Here is a 19,027-nt window from a genome sequence, read left to right as displayed (position 1 = left end):
CGACCCGTTGAGCAAGGCGCCTGCCGCGTCTGCCACGGGACAACTCTAGGGCGCGGGCGATCAGACCGACCTTCGCTCGGACGCCTCGGCGGCGGCGCGCTTGTCGATGTCGTCCATGGCCCTCGTGTCGCGCGGCTCGGCGAAGGGCTCGAGGTCCTCGGGCACGCCCTGGGCGATGGCCCGGCTGCGGTCGAGCTCGGCGTTGACCTCGGCACCGAGCAGGATCGCGATGTTCGTCAGCCAGAGCCAGACGAGGAACACGACGACGCCTGCCAGGGAGCCGTAGGTCTTGTTGTACGACGAGAAGAGGGCCACGTAGACGGCGAAGAGCCCCGAGACGACGAGCCAGATGACCACCGCGATGATGCCGCCGGGGCTCACCCACTTGACGCCGCCCTGCTTGGCGTTGGGACTCGCCCAGAAGAGGACCGCGAAGAGCACCGAGACGAGCACCAGGAGGACGGGCCACTTGAGCACGCCCCAGACGAGGAGCGCCGTGTCGCCCGCGCCGACGAGTCCGCCGACCTGTTCGGCGACCGGACCACTGACCACGACGATCACGGCGCTCACGATCATGACGACGACCGCGAACAGGGTGACCCCGATGCGGATCGGCACGGTCTTCCAGATCGGCCGCCCCTCGGGGATGTCGTAGATGACGTTCGAGGCCCGCATGAACGCCGACACGTAGCCGGACGCCGACCACAGGGCCACGAGCAGGCCGAGGACCGCTCCCAGACCTGCGCCGGTCCGGTTCGCCTGCGCCTGGGCGATGAGGGTGCGCACGAAGTCCGCGCTGGAGCCGGGGGCGATCGCCTGGACCTGGCTGACCACCTGGGAGGTCGCGTCGCGGCCGAGGAGGCCGAGGGCCGCGACGAGCACGACGAGCGCCGGGGCGATGGAGAGCAGGCCGTAGTAGGTGAGCGACGCCGCGAGGTCGGTGAGGTTGTCGCGCTTGAACTCGACCCGGGCCCGCTTGAGGACGGCGACGAGAGAGGCGCGAGGGAGGTCGGTCGGGCTCTCTGGAGGGGTGTCGGGAGGGGTGTCGGGCGTGCGGTGGTCTCGCTCCGAGACGTCACGCCCGTGGTCGTGTGCAGGTGCCATGACCCTCGCGTACCCAGTGGACGAGGGGGTCGCACGTGCCGCCCCCCGGTTCCACCCGCCCAGTCGGCCAATGGCAGCATGGGGCGCTGGTGTGGGTACGACTCACCCGACGACGCGCCCGAACCCGCACACGCACCGGAAGGAGACGAGGATGGCGGAAGCACCACCCGTCCTCATCGCCGAGCGGTACCGGCTGATGAACCGGATCGGTTCCGGCGGCATGGGGCACGTGTGGCTGGCCTGGGACGAGCGGCTCAACCGCGCCGTCGCCGTGAAGCAGCTGCACTCCCCCGTCGGACTCCCGGAGGCCGAGGCGCGCATCGCCCACGACCGTGCCATGCGGGAGGCTCGCATCACGGCGCGTCTGCACCACCCCAACGCCGTCCCCGTCTTCGACGTCGTGGACCACGAGGGTCAGCCGTGCCTGGTCATGCAGTACCTCCCCTCCCGCAGCCTCCAGACCGTCCTGGCGGAGCGCGGGCCCCTGCCGGCTCGTGAGGTGGCGAGGGTCGGCAGCGAGCTCGCGTCCGCCCTCGCGGCCGCCCACCGGGCGGACATCGTGCACCGCGACGTCAAGCCGGGCAACGTGCTCGTCGCCGATGACGGCACGGCACGCATCACCGACTTCGGCATCTCGCACGCCCTCGGCGACGCGTCGCTCACCTCGACGGGCATGGTCACCGGCACGCCGGCCTATCTCGCCCCCGAGGTGGCTCGCGGCGCGTCGTCCACGGCGGCCTCGGACGTCTTCTCGCTCGGCGCGACGCTGTTCGCCGCCGTCGAGGGATCGCCACCCTTCGGCACCGGCGACAACGCGATGGCCCTGCTGCACCGCGTCGCGTCGGGGGAGATCAATCCGCCGTCGGAGGGTCCCCTGACCGCCGTCCTCCTCTCGATGCTGGCCGCCTCTCCCGAGGACCGGCCCTCGATGCAGGAGGTCTCCGTCGAGCTCGCCGGGATCGCCGCGGGACGCCCTGGCCACCGGGCTGACCCCCTGCCGCCGGACGACCGCCCGACGCGGACCCGGGTGCTGCCGGCTGCCGCCGCAGCACCGACACCGACCCCGCCGACGCAACAGACGGCGGCCCTCGCCGCCGCGCCGCTGGCCTCGCCGTCCTCGGCAGCCCCCTCGCCCATCGAGGGCCCAGTGGGTCCAGCCGGCCCGACCGGCCCGACCGAACCCACGGCATACGCGGATCCACTCGGCACCCCACCGCGCGGCACGCCGGCTGTCCGCGACGACCCGCCCAGCAGGCGCCGGCGAGGCATGCTCGTGCTCGCCGGACTCGTCGCCCTCGTGGGGGTCGGGCTCCTCGTGTGGACGCTCCAGGGCGACGGGACCGCCCCGAGCGGTCAGGCGGCGCCCCCTGCGGCGACGTCACCCGCGACACCGCGAGCGAGCTCGGCGACGCCTTCGACGTCGAAGGCCGACCAGCCGTCGCCCTCGGCGAGCACGCCCGCGAAACCCTCCCCGTCGACGTCCCGGACACCGTCGACGAAACCCTCGACCGCTCCGTCGACAACGGCACCGTCTGGCGCCACCGACGCCGAGCTGGCTCGTGCCGTTCGCGACTACTACGCGCTGCTGCCAGGCAACACCGACGCCGGATGGGCGCGCCTGACGGATCGCTACCGGTCGACCACCGCGGGCAGCCGAACGACCTACGAGCGGTTCTGGAACTCGGTCAAGGCCGTCGACGTGCGGCAGGCCTCGGGATCGGCTCCCGGCTCGGTCGTCGCGACCCTGCGCTACGCCTTCAAGGACGGCCGCCGCTTCGAGGAACGCACGTCGTACTCCCTCGTCGACGACGGCGGGGTCCTCAAGATCGACCGGTCGTCGGTGCTCAGCAGCCGCCAGCTCTGACCGACGGACGGGTGGGCTCGTGCCCGGACGTGCCGAGCCCCCGCCGACCGCGTTCGGGTGGCCGTGCCCTCAGTTCGTGGGCGGGGCGCCGCGGTGGGCGGGGTGCTCGGGAGTGGCTCCGACGTGACCGGTCAGACCGTCACGGGCAGCGCCACATGACCAGTGAACGATTGGAGTGGCCCGCTCGGTTCCGCGAGGCGCCGACGGGAGCGACGACACTGGTCGTGCAGGCCTGCACCAGGCGCTCGAGCATCGCGGCCCGCTCCGTGCCCGTCATCACCGTCGCGATGGTCTCGTCGTCGCCCGGCGTCATTGCGCTCATCGAGGTCTCCCTGGTCGCGGCAGCCGGCTCGTCCTGTGGCCGGTGTGTGCCAGGGACAGGTGTACCAGCCACAATGCGACGAATCATCCCCAATGCCCGATTTCTGCAAGAAAGTCCCAAGAAAAGTGCAAGGGAGGACAGCCGGAGACCGCCGACCCCCTGGGGTCGGCGGTCTCCGGACCTGCCTACATGCGCGCCTACATGCGCGCTGCGCCGTCCCGCACGGCCTCCCGGATGCGGTTGTACGTGCCGCACCGACAGACGTTGCGTATGCCGTCCAGGTCGTCGTCGGTGATCTGGCGGCCCTCGGCCCGGACCTTGCGGACGAGCGCGACCGCGGCCATGATCTGGCCGGGCTGGCAGTAGCCGCACTGGGCCACGTCCCGCTCGAGCCACGCCTCCTGCATGGGGTGCAGGTCGGCGCCGACCGTGTCGGGAAGGCCTTCGATGGTGGTGATCTCGTCGTCCGGGCCCACGTCCTTGACCTGGACGGAGCACGGGTTGAAGGCCTTGCCGTTGAGGTGGGAGGTGCAGGCCTTGCAGACGTTGATCCCGCAGCCGTACTTGGGCCCGGTGATGCCGAGGACGTCGCGCAGGACCCAGAGGAGCCTGACGTCGTCGGCGACGTCGACGGTGACGGCCTCGCCGTTCACCCGGAAGGTGTGCTGTGCCATGCGTGTGCTCCTCAGTAGGTGTGGGCCAGGCCGTCGGTGGGCGACGGCGGCACGGGTGGGACGAAGGTCTTGGGGGTGAACGACACCGTCCCGTGGTTGACCGGGAAGCGGGTCGGGACGGTCCCCGTGGCGCGCGCGTAGGCGCACGCCGTCGCCGCCACCGAGGCCGCGACGCCGGCCTCGCCGGCACCACCGGGCAGCGGTGCGTCCGAGGGCATGACGACGCACTCGAAGCTCGGCGGGACGTTCCACTGGCGCGTGTAGAAGTAGTTGTCCCAGCTCGCCTCGAGGAAGTGCCCGTCCTGCAGGTGGTTGCTGCTCGTGAGCGCGAGCGCGATGCCGTCGGAGACGCCGCCCATCATCTGGGCCTCGAGGCCGCGCGGGTTGACGACGAGCCCCGCGTCGACGGCGATGACGGCCTTGGTGACGCGTGGCCCGGTCACGGCGTCGCGCACCTGGCGCCCCACCGTCTCGGGTCGGGCATCGATCTCCACGAGCACTGCCGTGGCCCCCTTGTACTCGGAGTGCACCGCGATGCCCTGCGCGGTGCCGGCCGGCATGGCGCGACCCCACTGACCGACCTCGGCGACCTTGCGCAGACACGCCTTGACGCGCTCGTGGCGCAGGAACGCGAGGCGGAACGCGACGGGATCCTGACGCAGGTTCTTGGCGAGCTGGTCGATGAACAGCTCGTTGGCGCACGCGACGTCGGGCGAGTAGATGTTGCGCATGCTGCCGGTGTTGAAACCCATGTCGACCTCGCTGAGCAGCTGGGTCACGACCCCGAAGTCGTAGGGCAGCTCCTGGGTGAGGGTGAAGATCGACTCGGCGAGTCCGAGGTTGCCGAGGCCTGCGGGCAGCTCCGAGGCCATGGCCGTGAGCCGCTCACCCAGACCGTGCGAGAAGTCGGTCTTGATGCTCGTGTGACGCTGCTCGAAGGTGAGCACCTGACCTGCGAGCAGCGTGGCGCGGATGCGCGAGGTCGCCATGGGGTGCGTGCGCCCCTGGCGCGGTTCGTCGGCCCGGTGCCACATGAGCCTCACGGGCTTGCCCATCGCCCTGGAGATGTTGGCGGCCTCGATCGCCGCGTCGCCGAAGAGCTTGTGCCCGAAGGAGCCGCCACCCGTCACGACGTTCACGGTGACCGCCGCGACGGGCAGGCCCAGGGCCTTGGCGATGTTGCGCTGGGCGACGATCGGTGCCTTGAGACCGGCCCAGACCGTGGCCCGGTCGTCCCGGACGTCGGCGATGGCGCAGTTGGGCTCGAGCGCCGCACTGCTGCGGAACATGAACTCGAACCTCATGTCGACGGTCTGCGTCAGCAACGGCACCTTCGGCACCGCCATGGGCAGCTCGGCGTCCTTGAGGCGGCGCAGCACCGAGTCGTCCGACTCGCCCTCGACGGTGCCGCCTGCCCACGTGACCCGCAGCGCGCGGACGGCGTCGATGCACTGGCCGAACGTCGCGGCACGGACCGCGACGCCGGTGTCGACGACGACGACGTCGGTGACCCCGGACATGCCCTGGACGGCAGCGAGGTTGTCGACGCTGCGGGGTGTGCCGTTGAGCGTCGGCGGCCGGCACACCATGGTCGGCAGTGCGTCGGGCACGTCGAGGTCCATCGTGAACCGCTTGCGTCCGGTCACGGCCTCGAGGGCGTCGACCCGCCCGTGCGGGGTGCCGACGACGTCGAGGGAGCTCGTCGGGGCGAGCGCCACGTCCACGGCGGTGGTGGTCGAGGCGGCAGCGGGACCCGACAGCTCGGCATACGTCCGGCTGCTGCCGTCCGGAGCGGTCACGACGCCGCCCTTGACCACGAGAGAGGCCACGGTCGCACCGAGCGCCGTCGCGGCGGCCTGCAGGAGCGCGCCTCGCGCCACCGCGGCCGCGACGCGGATCGGCGTGAACATCGACTCCATCGTGTTGGACCCGCCGGTGAGCTGGTTGAAGACGAGCTCGGGCCTCGCGGGCGCCAGGGTGACACGGACGTCCTCGATCCGCATGGACAGCTCGTCCGCGATGATCATCGCGGCGGCGGTCGTGATCCCCTGGCCGACCTCCATGCGGGGGATCGCGAAGTGCGCCAGGCCCTGGTCGTCGACGGTGATCCGGATGAGCTGCGACGTCGGCAGCGCCGAGTGGGTCTGCAGGTCGCCGAGGTCGTAGAGCTCGGGCACCTGCGGGGTGCTGGGGACGGCAGCCGAGGCCGGCTCGGCTCCGCCGATCTCCGCGGCGACCGTGAGGGTTGCCCCGGCCACGACGAACCCGACGAACCTCCTTCGGCTGACTCCGCCGGGTGGCGAGCCGGGGGCTCGGGTGGGGCGGGCGGGGGGCGGCGGGCCGGAGGTTGTCGTCATCGACAGGGTCCCTTCTCGGAACGGGCACGCGCGACCGGGGTGCCGGGGGTGGGGCGGGTCGCGCGTGGGGCATGCGTCCGTCGTTCGCTGCGGCGGCGGAGACGGATTGCCCTGCACCAACGACCGGGCCTGCGCGATGTCACGTCCCAGCGCGCACCCACGTCCTAGAGTGGGCCGGTGCCCGCAGAGGACGAGTCGACAGCGGCGCCGGGCGAGCGTGCGGCCGATGTCGTGGACGTCTTCGTCTACGTCGTGGTGCTCAACCTCTTCATCGAGTACTTCCCCGCCGTGATCAGCGAGACCTTCACCCTGTCGCTCCTGACGGCCGTGCTGCTCAAGGCAGTGCTCGAGGTCGTGGTCGCGGTCAAGAAGCGGGCCAGGACGCGGTTCTCGGCTGCGAGAACCCCCGCGGGCAAGGTGGTCGCCGGGGTGCTCCTCTGGGCAGTCCTGTTCGGCAGCAAGTTCGTCGTGCTGGAGACCGTCGACATCGTCTTCGGGGACAGGGTGAGCCTCGGTTCCTTCGTCTCGGTGACGCTGCTCATCATCACCCTGCTCGTCAGCCGCCTCGCGGTCAGGCGCCTGCTGGCAGCGTCCCACCCGAGCCGTCTGGCCGCCCGGTGAGCTGGGTGGTCCCGGTGAGCCACTCCCCGACGTGCGCCACCCGGCACACCCTCGGGTGGAGGTAGAAGACGCTCTCGTGGACGATCTCGCCCACGACGACGACGTGGTCGAGCTGACCGAGCTCCGCCCTGGCGAGGGCGGCACCGAGCTCGACGAACAGGCCGCGTCCCGGCACCGCGCTACTCGCGACGACCACGACGGCGTCCGCGGTCATGACGCCGTCCAGGTCGGCGCCGGCGATCGCTGCCGACCGCTCGGGGCAGTCGGCGTAGCCCTGAGTCAGGGAGAGGTCCCGGGTCCAGTCGTGCGTCAGCTCGTGCCCGGCGGAGACGACCTGCTGCTGGACCGCCCGGACGGCCTCCAGCTCGGCGAGTTGTCCAGCGACGTAGACCTTCATGAATGCGCTCCGGATGACGGTGAGGAAGGGTGACAGGGGGACGCAGCATGTCACCCGGTCCCGACGTCCCTACCGAGACAGGCTGCGGGTCACCGGGACAGGCGTGAGGTCCCCAGATCGATGACGTCGCTGGCCACGGAGTGCAGGTCGCGCCCGGACTGCTCGGCGTCCCTGCGCATCAGCTCGTAGGCCTCCTCGGCGGCCAGCCCGCGCTCGAGCATGACGAGGTCGAGCGCCACGGCAAGGTCGAAGCCGGCCCCGGAGCTCGTCGGGGACCTCCGACACGTGCGGCCCTCATCGGCGCCCTCTCCCGGCACGGACCACTCGTTCACGGGATGGCCATACCCAGCCGGTGGCGCGACCCCCCACGTGCACCGACCCGGGACTGACAGCCTGAGGCCGGACAGGGTCAGGGTCGCGACGGTCGGCGGAAGACGGCAGGGGTGGTCAGACGCGCGACGCAGGATCGTTCGGTGACGAAGGGCTGCAGGTCGACCTCGGCGCCGTCCTCGCCCACCGCCGCCATGGTGCCGCGGATGAGTCCGCGGTGGATGCCGCACACCACGTCGGGGTGGGCCCGGGCCATGGCGAGGAAAGGACACGCGCTGAGGGTCACCTCGACGGTGCGGCCTCCGGCGGACGTGCGCAGCTCCGGCTGGTAGCCCCACTCGTCGAGCAGGTCGACCGCCATCCCGACCTTGCCGAGCCAGGTTCCCGGAGTGACCGCCGAGGGTGGTGCCGATGCGTCGCTGCGGGCCTCGACCCACCGTCGGCCCGCCCGCTCGGGGTTGCCCGGAGACCCGTCGGCTGCGTCGGCCCACGCACTGGTCAGCAGCTCGGTGAAGGCCTGCAACGCCTCCGGGCTCGTGAGAGGAGGCTGGTCGTCGCCCACGGCGAGATAGATCTTGCGGGGTCGCCCGACCGATCCTCGTCTCTGGGCGGTCCCCACGACGCCGGCGGCGACCATCCGCTCGAGGTGGAAGCGGACCGTCGTCACGTGCAGACCCAGCGGGGCGGCCGCCTCGCTCGCGCCGAGGCCGTCCGGTGCGTCGCGCAACAGCTCGAGGATCGCTCGTCGTGTCGGTGACGTCAGGACGTCACTCTCGGTTTCAGGCACACACCCTCCATTTCGTTGATTTGGAGGATAGCGACCGTCAGGCACGCAGGGTTCGCGGGGGTCGGGACGTCCGCTCCCTTGGGGGCGTGTTTGCCGCGCCAAACACGCTCGGCACCACTAGCGTTGGGCCCAGTTCGAGGAGCGGGCGCCAGCACTGGGCCCACCTTCGGGCGCCGTGCAGCCGATCGTTTGGACGATCTCCGCCACCGATTTGGAGGATCCGTGCGCTCCCTACCCCACACCTCAGTCCGGCCGTGGGAGCGCCCGTGAGCGCCACCTCCCGCTCCAAGCGGCCGCAGGCCTCCGGTGGCGTCGACGGGCCCGCGTCCGCGGCGCTGCTCAAGACCGGACGGTTCTTCACCCGGTGGGAGGAGTCCGACGACGGCCGCGCGGTGTTCCGCGAAGGAGGCCGGGCCGGAGACGTCTTCTACCGCGACCGTTGGAGCCACGACAAGGTGGTGCGCTCGACCCACGGCGTGAACTGCACCGGCTCCTGCTCGTGGAAGGTCTACGTCAAGGACGGGATCATCACGTGGGAGACGCAGCAGACCGACTACCCCTCGGTCGGACCGGACCGGCCGGAGTACGAGCCTCGCGGCTGCCCACGCGGCGCGGCCTTCTCCTGGTACACCTACTCCCCCACCCGCGTGCGCTACCCCTACGTGCGCGGCGTCCTGCTCGAGATGTACCGCGAGGCCAAGGCGCGGCTGGGTGACCCGGTCGCGGCATGGCACGAGATCACGACCGACCCCGAGAAGCGGCGCCGCTACCAGAGCGCCCGCGGGAAGGGTGGTCTCGTCCGGGCCTCGTGGGGCGAGGCCGTCGAGATCGCCGCGGCGGCCCACGTGCACACGATCAAGGAGTACGGTCCCGACCGGGTGGCCGGCTTCTCGCCGATTCCCGCGATGTCGATGGTGTCGCACTGTGTCGGCACCCGCTTCATCCAGCTCATCGGCGGCGTCATGACGAGCTTCTACGACTGGTACGCCGACCTGCCGGTCGCGAGCCCCCAGGTCTTCGGGGACCAGACCGACGTGCCCGAGTCGGGCGACTGGTGGGACGCGACCTATCTCATGATGTGGGGCTCGCACGTCCCGGTCACACGAACGCCCGACGCGCACTGGATGGCGGAGGTCCGCTACCGCGGCACCAAGGTCGTCACGGTCAGCCCCGACTACGCCGACAACACGAAGTTCGCCGACGAGTGGATGCCAGCGCAGGCCGGCACCGACGCGGCCCTCGCGATGGCCATGGGCCACGTGCTGCTCAAGGAGTACTTCGTCGACCGGGAGGTCGACTTCTTCACCGACTACGTCCGCACCTACAGCGACCTGCCCTTCCTCGTCCGCCTGGAGCCTCCCGAGGAGGGGTATGCCGCGTCGTCGGGTGGCGCTGGTGCCGCACCTCTCGTGCCCGGCAAGTTCCTCACCGCGGCCGACCTCGCCGAGTCGGGCGCCGTCGTCCCCGACGAGGAGGCCTGGAAGACAGTGCTGCTCGACGTCACGACCGGAGAGCCGGTGGTGCCGAACGGCTCGATGGGCTTCCGCTACGCCGACTCCGGCAAGGGCCGGTGGAACCTCGACCTCGAGGGCGTGACCCCGGCCCTGACGATGGCCGGCGACGGCGCCGAGCCGGTCGAGGTGCTGCTGCCGGCCTTCGTCGAGCCGGACGGCACGGGTTCGGTGCTCCGCCGTGGTGTGCCTGCGCGCCGGGTCGGCGGTCACCTCGTCACGACGGTCTACGACCTGATGCTCGCGCAGTACGGCGTCGAGCGACCGGGTCTGCCGGGTGCGTGGCCCGCCGGCTACGACGATGTGTCCGAGCCCTACACGCCCGCGTGGCAGGCGGAGATCACCGGCGTCCCCGCGGAGCAGTGCATCCGCGTCGCCCGCGAGTTCGCGACCAACTCCGAGGAGTCACAGGGCCGCTCGATGATCATCATGGGCGCCGGCATCTGCCAGTGGTTCCACGGCGACGCCACCTACCGCGCGATCCTCTCGCTGCTCGTCCTCACCGGCTGCATGGGCCGCAACGGCGGCGGTTGGGCGCACTACGTCGGCCAGGAGAAGTGCCGGCCGATCACGGGGTGGATCTCCCTCGCCAACGCCCTCGACTGGGGCCGCCCCCCGCGCACCATGACCGGAACCTCGTACTGGTACATGCACACCGACCAGTGGCGCAACGACGGCTACTCGGCCGACTCGCTCAACTCTCCCCTGGCCCGAGGGCACTTGGCGGGCAAGCACACCGCCGACACCATCGCGCAGTCCGCCCGGATGGGGTGGATGCCGTTCTACCCGCAGTTCGGCACGAACCCGCTCCAGGTGGCCGAGGACGCCCAGGCCGCCGTCGACGCGGGCGCCGCGGCCAGCCCCGCGGCATACGTGGCGGGCGCCCTCCACGACGGCTCCCTCACGTCCGCGATCGAGGACGTCGACGCGCCGGAGAACTGGCCACGCACCCTGGTGCTCTGGCGCAGCAACCTGATGGGATCCTCCGCCAAGGGCAACGAGTACTTCCTCCGCAACCTGCTCGGCACGCACCACAACGTCCTGGGCAGCGAGAACCCCAACGCACCAAGGCCGTCCGAGGTGAAGTGGCACGACCAGGCGCCCGAGGGCAAGCTCGACCTGCTCCTCTCAGCCGACTTCCGCATGACGTCGACGACCCTGCTCTCCGACATCGTGCTGCCCGCGGCGACGTGGTACGAGAAGCACGACCTCAGCTCGACCGACATGCACCCGTTCGTGCACGCCTTCACCCCGGCCATCGACCCGCCGTGGGAGGCCAAGAGCGACTTCGAGCTCTTCCACCTGCTCGCCGAGAAGCTGTCGGACCTCGCTCGCACCCACCTCGGCGTGCGCAAGGACCTCGTGAGCGTGCCGCTCATGCACGACACGCCGGGCGAGACGGCGCAGCCCGGGGGACGTGTCATCGACTGGCGCACCACGGGCCAGCCAGGCACGCCCGGCAGGACGATGCCGGTCTTCCAGCTCGTCGAGCGTGACTACACCGCGATCAGCGAGAAGCTCGCCACCGTGGGCCCGCTCGCCGACAGCCTCGGCTTCACGGTCAAGAACGTCACCTACCGGGTCGGGGAGGAGGTGGCCCGTCTCGCAGCCAAGAACGGGGTCATGCTCGGCGGCGCCGGCGACGGTCGGCCGGCGATCGACACCGACGCGAAGATGGCCGAGGCCATCCTCACCTTCTCGGGCACGACGAACGGCCACCTGGCCGTGCAAGGCTTCCGCACCCTCGAGGAGCGTGTCGGCAAGAAGCTCGCCGACCTCGCCGAGGGGTCGGAGGAGAAGCACGTCACCTTCGCCGACACGCAGAGCGCACCGGTCGCGGTCATCACCTCACCGGAGTGGTCGGGATCCGAGACCGGGGGCCGACGCTACGCGCCCTTCACGGTCAACATCGAGCGGCTCAAGCCGTTCCACACCCTGACCGGTCGGATGCACTTCTACCTCGACCACGACTGGATGCAGGACCTCGGCGAGGCGCTGCCGATCTATCGACCACCCCTTGACATGCATCGCCTGTTCGGTGAGCCCAAGCTCGGACCCGACGGTTCGAAGCAGGTGACCGTTCGCTACCTGACGCCGCACTCCAAGTGGTCGATCCACTCGGAGTACCAGGACAACCTGCTCATGCTCTCGCTCTCACGCGGCGGCCCGACGGTGTGGATGAGCCCCCAGGACGCCGGCTCCATCGACGTCGCGGACAACGACTGGGTGGAGTGCCTCAACACCAACGGCGTGCTCGTCGGGCGGGCCATCGTCAGCCACCGGATGCCCGAGGGTGTGGTCTACGTCCACCACGCGCAGGAGCGCACGATCGACGTCCCGAAGTCGGAGGCGACCGGTCGCCGCGGGGGCATCCACAACTCGGTGACACGCCTGCTCGTCAAGCCGACGCACCTCATCGGCGGCTACGCCCAGCTGTCCTACACGTTCAACTACCTCGGGCCGACCGGCAACCAGCGCGACATGGTCTCGACGGTTCGCAAGCGCTCCCAGGAGGTGACGTACTGATGCGAGTCATGGCCCAGATGGGCATGGTGATGAACCTCGACAAGTGCATCGGGTGCCACACGTGCTCGGTCACGTGCAAACAGGCGTGGACCAACCGTGCCGGCACCGAGTACGTCTGGTTCAACAACGTCGAGACCCGGCCGGGGCAGGGCTATCCGCGCCGCTACGAGGACCAGGAGACCTGGAAGGGCGGCTGGACCCTCACGCACCGCGGCAACCTCAAGCTCAAGGCCGGTGGCAGGGTGCAGAAGCTCCTCGGCATCTTCGCGAGCCCGGTGCAGCCCAAGCTCGCCGACTACTACGAGCCCTGGACCTACGACTACCAGACCCTCATCGAGGCACCGCTCGGCGACGACTTCCCCGTCGCCCGGCCCAAGTCGCTCATCACCGGCGAGAACACGAAGATCACGTGGTCGGCCAACTGGGACGACAACCTCGGCGGCTCGAGCGAGATGGGACACCTCGACCCGATCGTCGCCAAGCTCAACGCCTCGGTGCGTCGCGAGTCGGAGGAGAAGGTCCGGTTCGAGCTCGAGAAGACGTTCATGTTCTACCTCCCGCGCATCTGCGAGCACTGCCTCAACCCGTCGTGCATGGCGTCGTGCCCCTCCGGCGCGATCTACAAGCGCGAGGAGGACGGCATCGTCCTCGTCGACCAGGACCGGTGCCGCGGCTGGAGGCAGTGCATCACCGGATGCCCGTACAAGAAGATCTACTTCAACCACAAGAGCGGCAAGGCCGAGAAGTGCACCTTCTGCTACCCCCGCGTCGAGGTGGGGCTGCCGACGGTCTGCTCCGAGACGTGTGTCGGACGGCTGCGCTACCTCGGCCTCTTCCTCTACGACGCCGACCGGGTCACGGCCGCTGCGGCGACCCCGGACGAGGGCGACCTCTACGAGGCGCAGCTCGACCTCCTGCTCGACCCGAGCGACCCCGAGGTGATCGCGGCGGCCCGGCGTGACGGCATACCGGATGACTGGATGGACGCGGCGCGGCGCTCGCCCGTCTACGCGCTCGCCAAGACCTACCGGGTGGCCCTGCCGCTGCACCCGGAGTACCGGACGATGCCGATGGTCTGGTACGTCCCGCCGCTCTCGCCGATCGTCGACGTGCTGTCGTCGCAGGGCCACGACGCCGAGGACCGCACCGTGCTCTTCGGCGCGATCGAGGCGCTGCGCATCCCCGTCGACTACCTCGCCGAGCTCTTCACCGCCGGGCGCACCGACATCATCACGGGCGTGCTGCAGAAGCTCGCCGCGATGCGCGCCTACATGCGCGACGTGTCGCTGGGCCGTGACGGCGACCCCGCGATCCCGGAGGCCGTCGGGATGAGTGAGGAGACGCTCTACGAGATGTATCGCCTCATGGCGATCGCGAAGTACGCCGACCGCTACGTCATCCCGACCGCCCACGTCGAGCGCGCTCACGAGCTCGAGGAGATCGGCTGCTCGCTCGACTTCGACGAGGGGCCGGGGATGTACGAGTCCGGCCCGTTCGGGGAGGCGAGCGGGCGACCGGCGCCTGTGGCTGTGGAGACGTTCAACGCCCTCAAACAGCGACAGACGTCCGACTCCGCGATGACGACGACCGCGAGCGGTGGGCTGCGCGGCCGTGTCAACCTGCTCAACTGGGACGGCAACGGCGCCCCTGACGGTCTCTTCCCGGGTGGCTCGTCCGACGGACCGCCCGACTCGGCCACGACGGAGGGGACGCGATGATCGGGCTCCGCCGCCGTGCGCCGCGGACCAGCGACGACCGCGTCGTGCACCTCGTGGCAGGGCGGTGCCTCGACTACCCCGACGCGGAGCTCGTCGCCGCCGTTCCGGGGATGCGTCAGGCCTTGACGGAGCAGGACGACCCACTCGCTGCGAGCGGGCTCACGAGCCTTCTGGCCCATCTCGGCTCCGGCACGCTCGCTGACCTCCAGCGCACCTACGTCGACACCTTCGACCTCAGTCGCAAGCACGCGCTCTACCTGTCCTACTGGACCGACGGGGACACCCGGCGACGCGGCGAGGTCCTGGGACGGTTCAAGACGGCATACCGCAGCAGTGGCGCCGTCGTCGACACCCACGGAGAGCTGCCCGACTACCTCCCGATGGTCCTCGAGTTCGCCGCGCTGGTGGACGCCGACGCGGGCCGCGCCATCCTCCAGGAGTACCGCGCGAGCCTCGAGCTGTTGCGGATCGCCCTGCAGGAGAAGCAGAGCGCGTATGCCGGTGCCGTCGTCGCCGTGTGCGCGACACTTCCCGGGGAGTCGCCACCCGATCGTGCTGCAGTCATGGAGATGGTCGGGATGACCGGCCCCCACCCGACCGAGGCGGTCGGACTGGAGCCCTACGACCCGAGGCTCCTTCCGCTGCAACCGGTCTCGTCGGGCGCGGCCTCTGGGGCGCCTTCATGAACACCTTCCTGTGGGGCGTGCTCCCCTACCTGTGCGTCGCGAGCCTCGTCGGCGGCACGGTCTGGCGCTACCGCTACGACAAGTTCGGGTGGACGACCCGCTCGTCGCAGCTCTACGAGTCGCGGCTGCTGCGCATCGGCTCACCGCTCTTCCACTTCGGCATCCTGCTCGTCTTCTTCGGCCACGTCGGGGGCCTCGTCATCCCCGAGTCGTGGACCGACGCCGTCGGCGTCAGCGAGGGGCTCTACCACTTCAACGCGCTGCTGTTCGGCGGCATCGCCGGGGTGTGCACGCTCGTCGGCATCCTCATCCTCGTCTACCGGCGCCGCACGACGGGGCCGGTCTTCATGGCGACGACGAAGAACGACAAGCTGATGTACGTCCTGCTCGTCGCGGCGATCGTGCTGGGCCTCTGGACGACCCTCGTCAGCGTCGGGGCCGGCAGCGAGGCGCACAACTACCGCGAGACGGTGTCGCCGTGGTTCCGCTCCGTCTTCCTGCTGCGGCCCGACGTCGCCTCGATGGCCGCCGCGCCGATCCAGTTCCACGTCCACGCGATCGTCGGGATGCTGCTCTTCGCGCTGTGGCCGTTCACGCGCCTCGTGCACGCCTTCACGGCGCCGTTGCACTACCTCTTCCGGCCCTACATCGTCTACCGGTCGCGGGACCGACAGACCTCCGGCAACCGGGCCAGTCGTCCCGGTTGGAGCGGGGTCGGCACCACGGACCGCGACCGCCGCCGCTGAGCGACCCACCTCACACAGGGAGCCACCATGAGCCAGACCGCGTCCACACCGGCCACGCCGGCCCCGCCTCCAGCGGGCGCCGAACCGGACCTGTCCGGTCAGACCCGCAACCTCGCCCTCGCCCTCTTCGCCTTCACCATCACCTTCTGGGCCTGGAACATCATCGGCCCGCTCGGGGTGCGCTACACCGGGCAGATGGGTCTGAGCAGCAGCCAGAAGGCCCTCCTCGTCGCCACGCCGGTGCTCGTCGGCTCGGTCGGGCGCATCCCGGTCGGCGCGCTCACCGACCGGTTCGGCGGCCGCATCATGTTCCCCGTCCTGACCCTGGCCAGCATCCCGTTCGTCCTGCTCGTCGCCGTCGCCGGCAACGCCCACTCCTTCCCGCTCATGCTCGTCTTCGGCTTCTTCCTCGGGATCGCCGGCACGACGTTCGCCGTCGGGATCCCGTTCGTCAACGCGTGGTTCCGCGCCGACCGCCGCGGCTTCGCGACCGGAGTCTTCGGCGCGGGCATGGGCGGGACCGCCCTGTCGGCCTTCTTCACGCCGCGCTTCGTCACGTGGTTCGGATACACGATGACGCACGTCATCCTCGCCGTCGCCCTCGCGGCGACCGCGGCGATCTGCTGGACGTGGATGCGCAACTCGCCCGTGTGGCACCCCAACACCGACCCGGTCATGCCCAAGCTCGCCGCAGCCGCGCGCCTACCGATCACCTGGCAGATGTCGTTCCTGTATGCCGTCGCGTTCGGTGGTTTCGTCGCCTTCTCGACGTACCTGCCGACCTACCTCAAGGACGTCTACTCCTTCGACCTCACCGCAGCCGGCACCCGCACTGCCGGCTTCGCGATCGCCGCCGTGGTGGCCCGCCCGATCGGCGGCACCCTCAGCGACCGCATCGGACCACGACGGGTCCTTGCGATCTCGCTCGCCGGCACCACCGTCATGGCGGTCGTGCTCGCGCTGCGGCCCCCGCTCGAGCTGGCGGCCGGTGCCTCGTTCGTGGCCATCGCGTTCTTCCTCGGCCTCGGCACGGGCGGCGTCTTCGCCTGGGTCGCCAAGGCCGCGCCTGCGGAGCGGGTGGGCAGCGTCACGGGCCTCGTCGGCGCCGCCGGCGGTCTCGGCGGCTACTTCCCGCCGCTCGTGCTGGGGGCCACCTACGACAAGCTCCTCCCGCAGTACGGCGTCGGCCTCGTGCTGCTGGCGGTCGTCGCGGCCTCGGCGCTCGTCTTCTCGCAGGTGGGCATCAAGGGCTCGGACCGCAGCGCGCGGCACGGCTGAGCGCGACGGGCCGGGCACCCGCGGTCCGAGGACCCCGGGTGCCCGGCACACGGCATACGCGATCGGTGTCGTTCAGCCGTTCGTGCGGCCCAGTGCCGGCTCGCTCACCGACGGCCGCCCGGTCTCGAGGTGACCGGCGAAGGCCCTGAGGAAGGCGCTCTCGCCGGCGACGACGGTGAAGTCGTACCAGCCGCCGTGAACGGATGTGTCGATGACGACGGGCCGCCTCCCGACGGCCGTGCTGCCACCGTAGGAGTCCTCGACGGTGACGTGGACGCCGCGAGGCGCCTCGGCGGAGACGGACAGCCGCTGGGTGCGCCCCACCCTGGTGACCTCGACCTGGACGCGGTCGGTGCGCACGTCACCGGCGAAGCGCCGGAAGAAGCCGTTCGGCCCGTGCAGGTGGATGTCGTAGTCGCCGGTGACGGGCCACGTCGCCCGCAGCTCGTCGCCGGCCCCGACCGTGTAGCTGTGTGGCGCGCCGGCGGGCTCGATGAGGCGGGCCTGCACGTGCGTCCCCCGTCGACCCCGGTTGTCGAGGTCGACCGTCACGGCACCGCGCGTGCGGTGCTCGCGGACGACGAGGTCGTACGGCGTCGGACGGGCCGGCCGCGTGCCCGGCTCCTGCGACGGCATGGACCCCTCGGCGGGAGGTGTCGGCCGGTAGGTCGGGTGGCGCTTGTCGTCGAACGGCTTCCAGCTCGTCGTGCTCGGCAGCGACGGGACCTCCTCGACCGTCTTCGAGAAGTCGAACGCCGACGTGAGGTCGCCGGTGACCGCCCGTCGCCAGGGGGTGATGTTGGGCTCCTTGACCCCGAACCGGGCCTCCATGAGCCGGATGACCGACGTGTGGTCGAACGTCTCGGAGCTGACCCAACCGCCGGTGCTCCACGGTGAGACGACGAACATCGGCACGCGGGGCCCCATCCCGTAGGCACCCGGCCCGTGCTCGCCGTCGTAGAACTCGTCGACCGTCGACACCGTCGACGCGCCAGGAATGACAGGCGAGTTCGCGTGCGGTGGCACGAGGTGGTCGAAGAACCCGTCGTTCTCGTCGTAGGTGATGAGCAGGACCGTCTTCGCCCACACCTCCGGGTTCGAGGTCAGGGTGTCGAGCACCTTGGAGATGTACCAGGCGCCGTAGTTCGTCGGCCAGTTCGAGTGCTCGCTGAACGCCTCGGGGGCGGCGACCCAGCTGACGGACGGCAGCGTGTCCGCCTCGACGTCACGGCGCAGCAGCTCGAAGTAGTCCTGGCCGTCGCGCGCCTTCGTGCCGCGACGAGCCTTCTCGTAGAACGCGTCTCCGGGCTTGGCATCTCGGTAGCGGTTGAAGTAGAGCAGCGAGTTGTCGCCGTAGTTGCCGATGTAGGGGTCGGACGTCCAGCCCCAGGAACCCGCGCCGTCGAGCCCGGTGCCCTCGTCCTGGTAGACCTTCCACGAGACGCCGGCCTGCTCGAGCCGCTCCGGGTACGTGCGCCAGTCGTAGCCGAGCTCGTCGTTGTAGAGGACGGGGCCGCCGCCCTTGCCGTCGTTGCCCGTCCACCCAGACCACAGGTAGTAGCGGTTGGGGTCGGTGTTGCCGATGAACGAGCAGTAGTAGGCGTCGCACACCGTGAAGGCGTCGGCCAGGGCGTAGTGGAAGGCCGCGTCCTGACGCTCGAGGTAGGCCATCGTCGTCGTGCCCTTGGCCGGCACCCAGCCGTCGTGGTGGCCCTTGTTGACGGCGGCCTGACCGTCGGTCCAGCTGTGCGGCAGGCCCTCGAGGAAGGCCGCGCCGAGGTCGTCGACGCTGGGATGGAAGGGCAGCACGTCGCGCCCGCCGTCGGGCTGGTGCCACACGTTCTTGCCGCTGGGCAGACGGACGGGGTGCGGGTCTCCGAAGCCGCGGACGCCACGCAGGCTGCCGAGGTAGTGCTCGAAGGATCGGTTCTCCTGCATGAGCACGACGATGTGCTCGACGTCCTTGAGGGTGCCGGTCGCGCGGTTGGCGGGGATGGACGCGGCCCGGGCGATGCTCTCGTCGAGCATCGTCGCCGCGGCGGCGCCGCCGGCGATCTGGAGGAAACGTCGTCGGTCGAGGTCGACCATGGGGACTCCTGGTGGGGT

General features: G+C 70.6%; 15 protein-coding genes. 7 read left to right on the top strand and 8 right to left on the bottom strand.

Annotation, left to right across the window (positions count from 1 at the left end):
• Window positions 1–60: 60 nt before the first annotated feature.
• A complete protein-coding gene (locus ABD831_RS09775; protein ID WP_344945059.1) occupies window positions 61–1,104 on the bottom strand; it encodes a YihY/virulence factor BrkB family protein in 1,044 nt (347 codons plus the stop codon).
• A gap of 151 nt (window positions 1,105–1,255) precedes the next feature.
• On the opposite strand from ABD831_RS09775, the gene ABD831_RS09770 reads away from it, so the two are divergent.
• Window positions 1,256–2,968 carry a serine/threonine-protein kinase gene (locus ABD831_RS09770; RefSeq protein ID WP_344945056.1) on the top strand — a complete coding sequence of 571 codons (1,713 nt, stop codon included), beginning with the start codon at window positions 1,256–1,258 and terminating at the stop codon, window positions 2,966–2,968.
• 139 nt (window positions 2,969–3,107) lie between these two features.
• Here ABD831_RS09770 and ABD831_RS09765 read toward each other — a convergent pair whose 3' ends face one another.
• The 3 genes from ABD831_RS09765 to ABD831_RS09755 form a co-directional block, all read right to left on the bottom strand.
• Window positions 3,108–3,290: a hypothetical protein gene (locus tag ABD831_RS09765; protein WP_142177655.1), complete on the bottom strand. Its 183-nt coding sequence runs from the start codon at window positions 3,288–3,290 to the stop codon at window positions 3,108–3,110.
• A 197-nt stretch (window positions 3,291–3,487) separates the two neighbouring features.
• The gene (locus tag ABD831_RS09760) at window positions 3,488–3,964 is read right to left on the bottom strand and encodes a 2Fe-2S iron-sulfur cluster-binding protein (protein WP_142177654.1); all 477 of its coding nucleotides are present in this window, start codon (window positions 3,962–3,964) and stop codon (window positions 3,488–3,490) included.
• 11 nt (window positions 3,965–3,975) lie between these two features.
• The gene (locus ABD831_RS09755) at window positions 3,976–6,321 is read right to left on the bottom strand and encodes a molybdopterin cofactor-binding domain-containing protein (protein WP_344945050.1); all 2,346 of its coding nucleotides are present in this window, start codon (window positions 6,319–6,321) and stop codon (window positions 3,976–3,978) included.
• 177 nt (window positions 6,322–6,498) lie between these two features.
• Here ABD831_RS09755 and ABD831_RS09750 point away from each other — a divergent pair, with 177 nt between their 5' ends.
• Window positions 6,499–6,942: a hypothetical protein gene (locus ABD831_RS09750; protein ID WP_344945047.1), complete on the top strand. Its 444-nt coding sequence runs from the start codon at window positions 6,499–6,501 to the stop codon at window positions 6,940–6,942.
• Here the strand turns inward: ABD831_RS09750 and ABD831_RS09745 are convergent.
• The 3 genes from ABD831_RS09745 to ABD831_RS09735 form a co-directional block, all read right to left on the bottom strand.
• The gene (locus tag ABD831_RS09745) at window positions 6,893–7,339 is read right to left on the bottom strand and encodes a hypothetical protein (protein WP_344945044.1); all 447 of its coding nucleotides are present in this window, start codon (window positions 7,337–7,339) and stop codon (window positions 6,893–6,895) included. The two genes, ABD831_RS09750 and ABD831_RS09745, sit on opposite strands and share 50 nt — an antisense overlap.
• An 89-nt stretch (window positions 7,340–7,428) precedes the next feature.
• Window positions 7,429–7,671 (bottom strand): ANTAR domain-containing protein, encoded by a 243-nt coding sequence (locus tag ABD831_RS09740; RefSeq protein WP_344945040.1) that lies wholly within the window; start codon window positions 7,669–7,671, stop codon window positions 7,429–7,431.
• 77 nt (window positions 7,672–7,748) lie between these two features.
• Window positions 7,749–8,456, bottom strand: coding sequence for a helix-turn-helix transcriptional regulator (locus ABD831_RS09735; RefSeq protein ID WP_344945037.1), 708 nt, complete (start codon window positions 8,454–8,456; stop codon window positions 7,749–7,751).
• A 266-nt stretch (window positions 8,457–8,722) separates the two neighbouring features.
• Here ABD831_RS09735 and ABD831_RS09730 point away from each other — a divergent pair, with 266 nt between their 5' ends.
• From ABD831_RS09730 to ABD831_RS09710, 5 genes are read left to right on the top strand one after another with little or no spacing between them, the layout of a single operon-like run.
• On the top strand, window positions 8,723–12,493 hold the full coding sequence (locus ABD831_RS09730) for a nitrate reductase subunit alpha (RefSeq protein ID WP_344945034.1): 3,771 nt from the start codon (window positions 8,723–8,725) through the stop codon (window positions 12,491–12,493).
• Window positions 12,493–14,211 carry a nitrate reductase subunit beta gene (gene narH, locus ABD831_RS09725; protein ID WP_344945031.1) on the top strand — a complete coding sequence of 573 codons (1,719 nt, stop codon included), beginning with the start codon at window positions 12,493–12,495 and terminating at the stop codon, window positions 14,209–14,211. Before ABD831_RS09730 ends, narH begins: the two co-directional genes overlap by 1 nt.
• On the top strand, window positions 14,208–14,897 hold the full coding sequence (gene narJ, locus ABD831_RS09720) for a nitrate reductase molybdenum cofactor assembly chaperone (protein WP_344945028.1): 690 nt from the start codon (window positions 14,208–14,210) through the stop codon (window positions 14,895–14,897). Before narH ends, narJ begins: the two co-directional genes overlap by 4 nt.
• Entirely contained in the window at window positions 14,894–15,643 is a 750-nt protein-coding gene (narI, locus tag ABD831_RS09715) for a respiratory nitrate reductase subunit gamma (protein ID WP_344945025.1), read from the top strand. The genes narJ and narI overlap by 4 nt, the downstream gene beginning before the upstream one ends.
• A 27-nt stretch (window positions 15,644–15,670) precedes the next feature.
• A complete protein-coding gene (locus ABD831_RS09710; protein ID WP_344945023.1) occupies window positions 15,671–16,921 on the top strand; it encodes an MFS transporter in 1,251 nt (416 codons plus the stop codon).
• A 72-nt stretch (window positions 16,922–16,993) separates the two neighbouring features.
• Here the strand turns inward: ABD831_RS09710 and ABD831_RS09705 are convergent, their stop codons facing one another.
• Window positions 16,994–19,009 carry a phosphocholine-specific phospholipase C gene (locus ABD831_RS09705; RefSeq protein ID WP_344945020.1) on the bottom strand — a complete coding sequence of 672 codons (2,016 nt, stop codon included), beginning with the start codon at window positions 19,007–19,009 and terminating at the stop codon, window positions 16,994–16,996.
• Window positions 19,010–19,027 lie beyond the last annotated feature (18 nt).

The organism is Terrabacter ginsenosidimutans, assembly GCF_039539425.1.
GTDB classification, from domain to species: Bacteria; Actinomycetota; Actinomycetes; order Actinomycetales; family Dermatophilaceae; genus Terrabacter; species Terrabacter ginsenosidimutans.
This window is presented reverse-complemented; position numbering and strand designations above follow the sequence as displayed.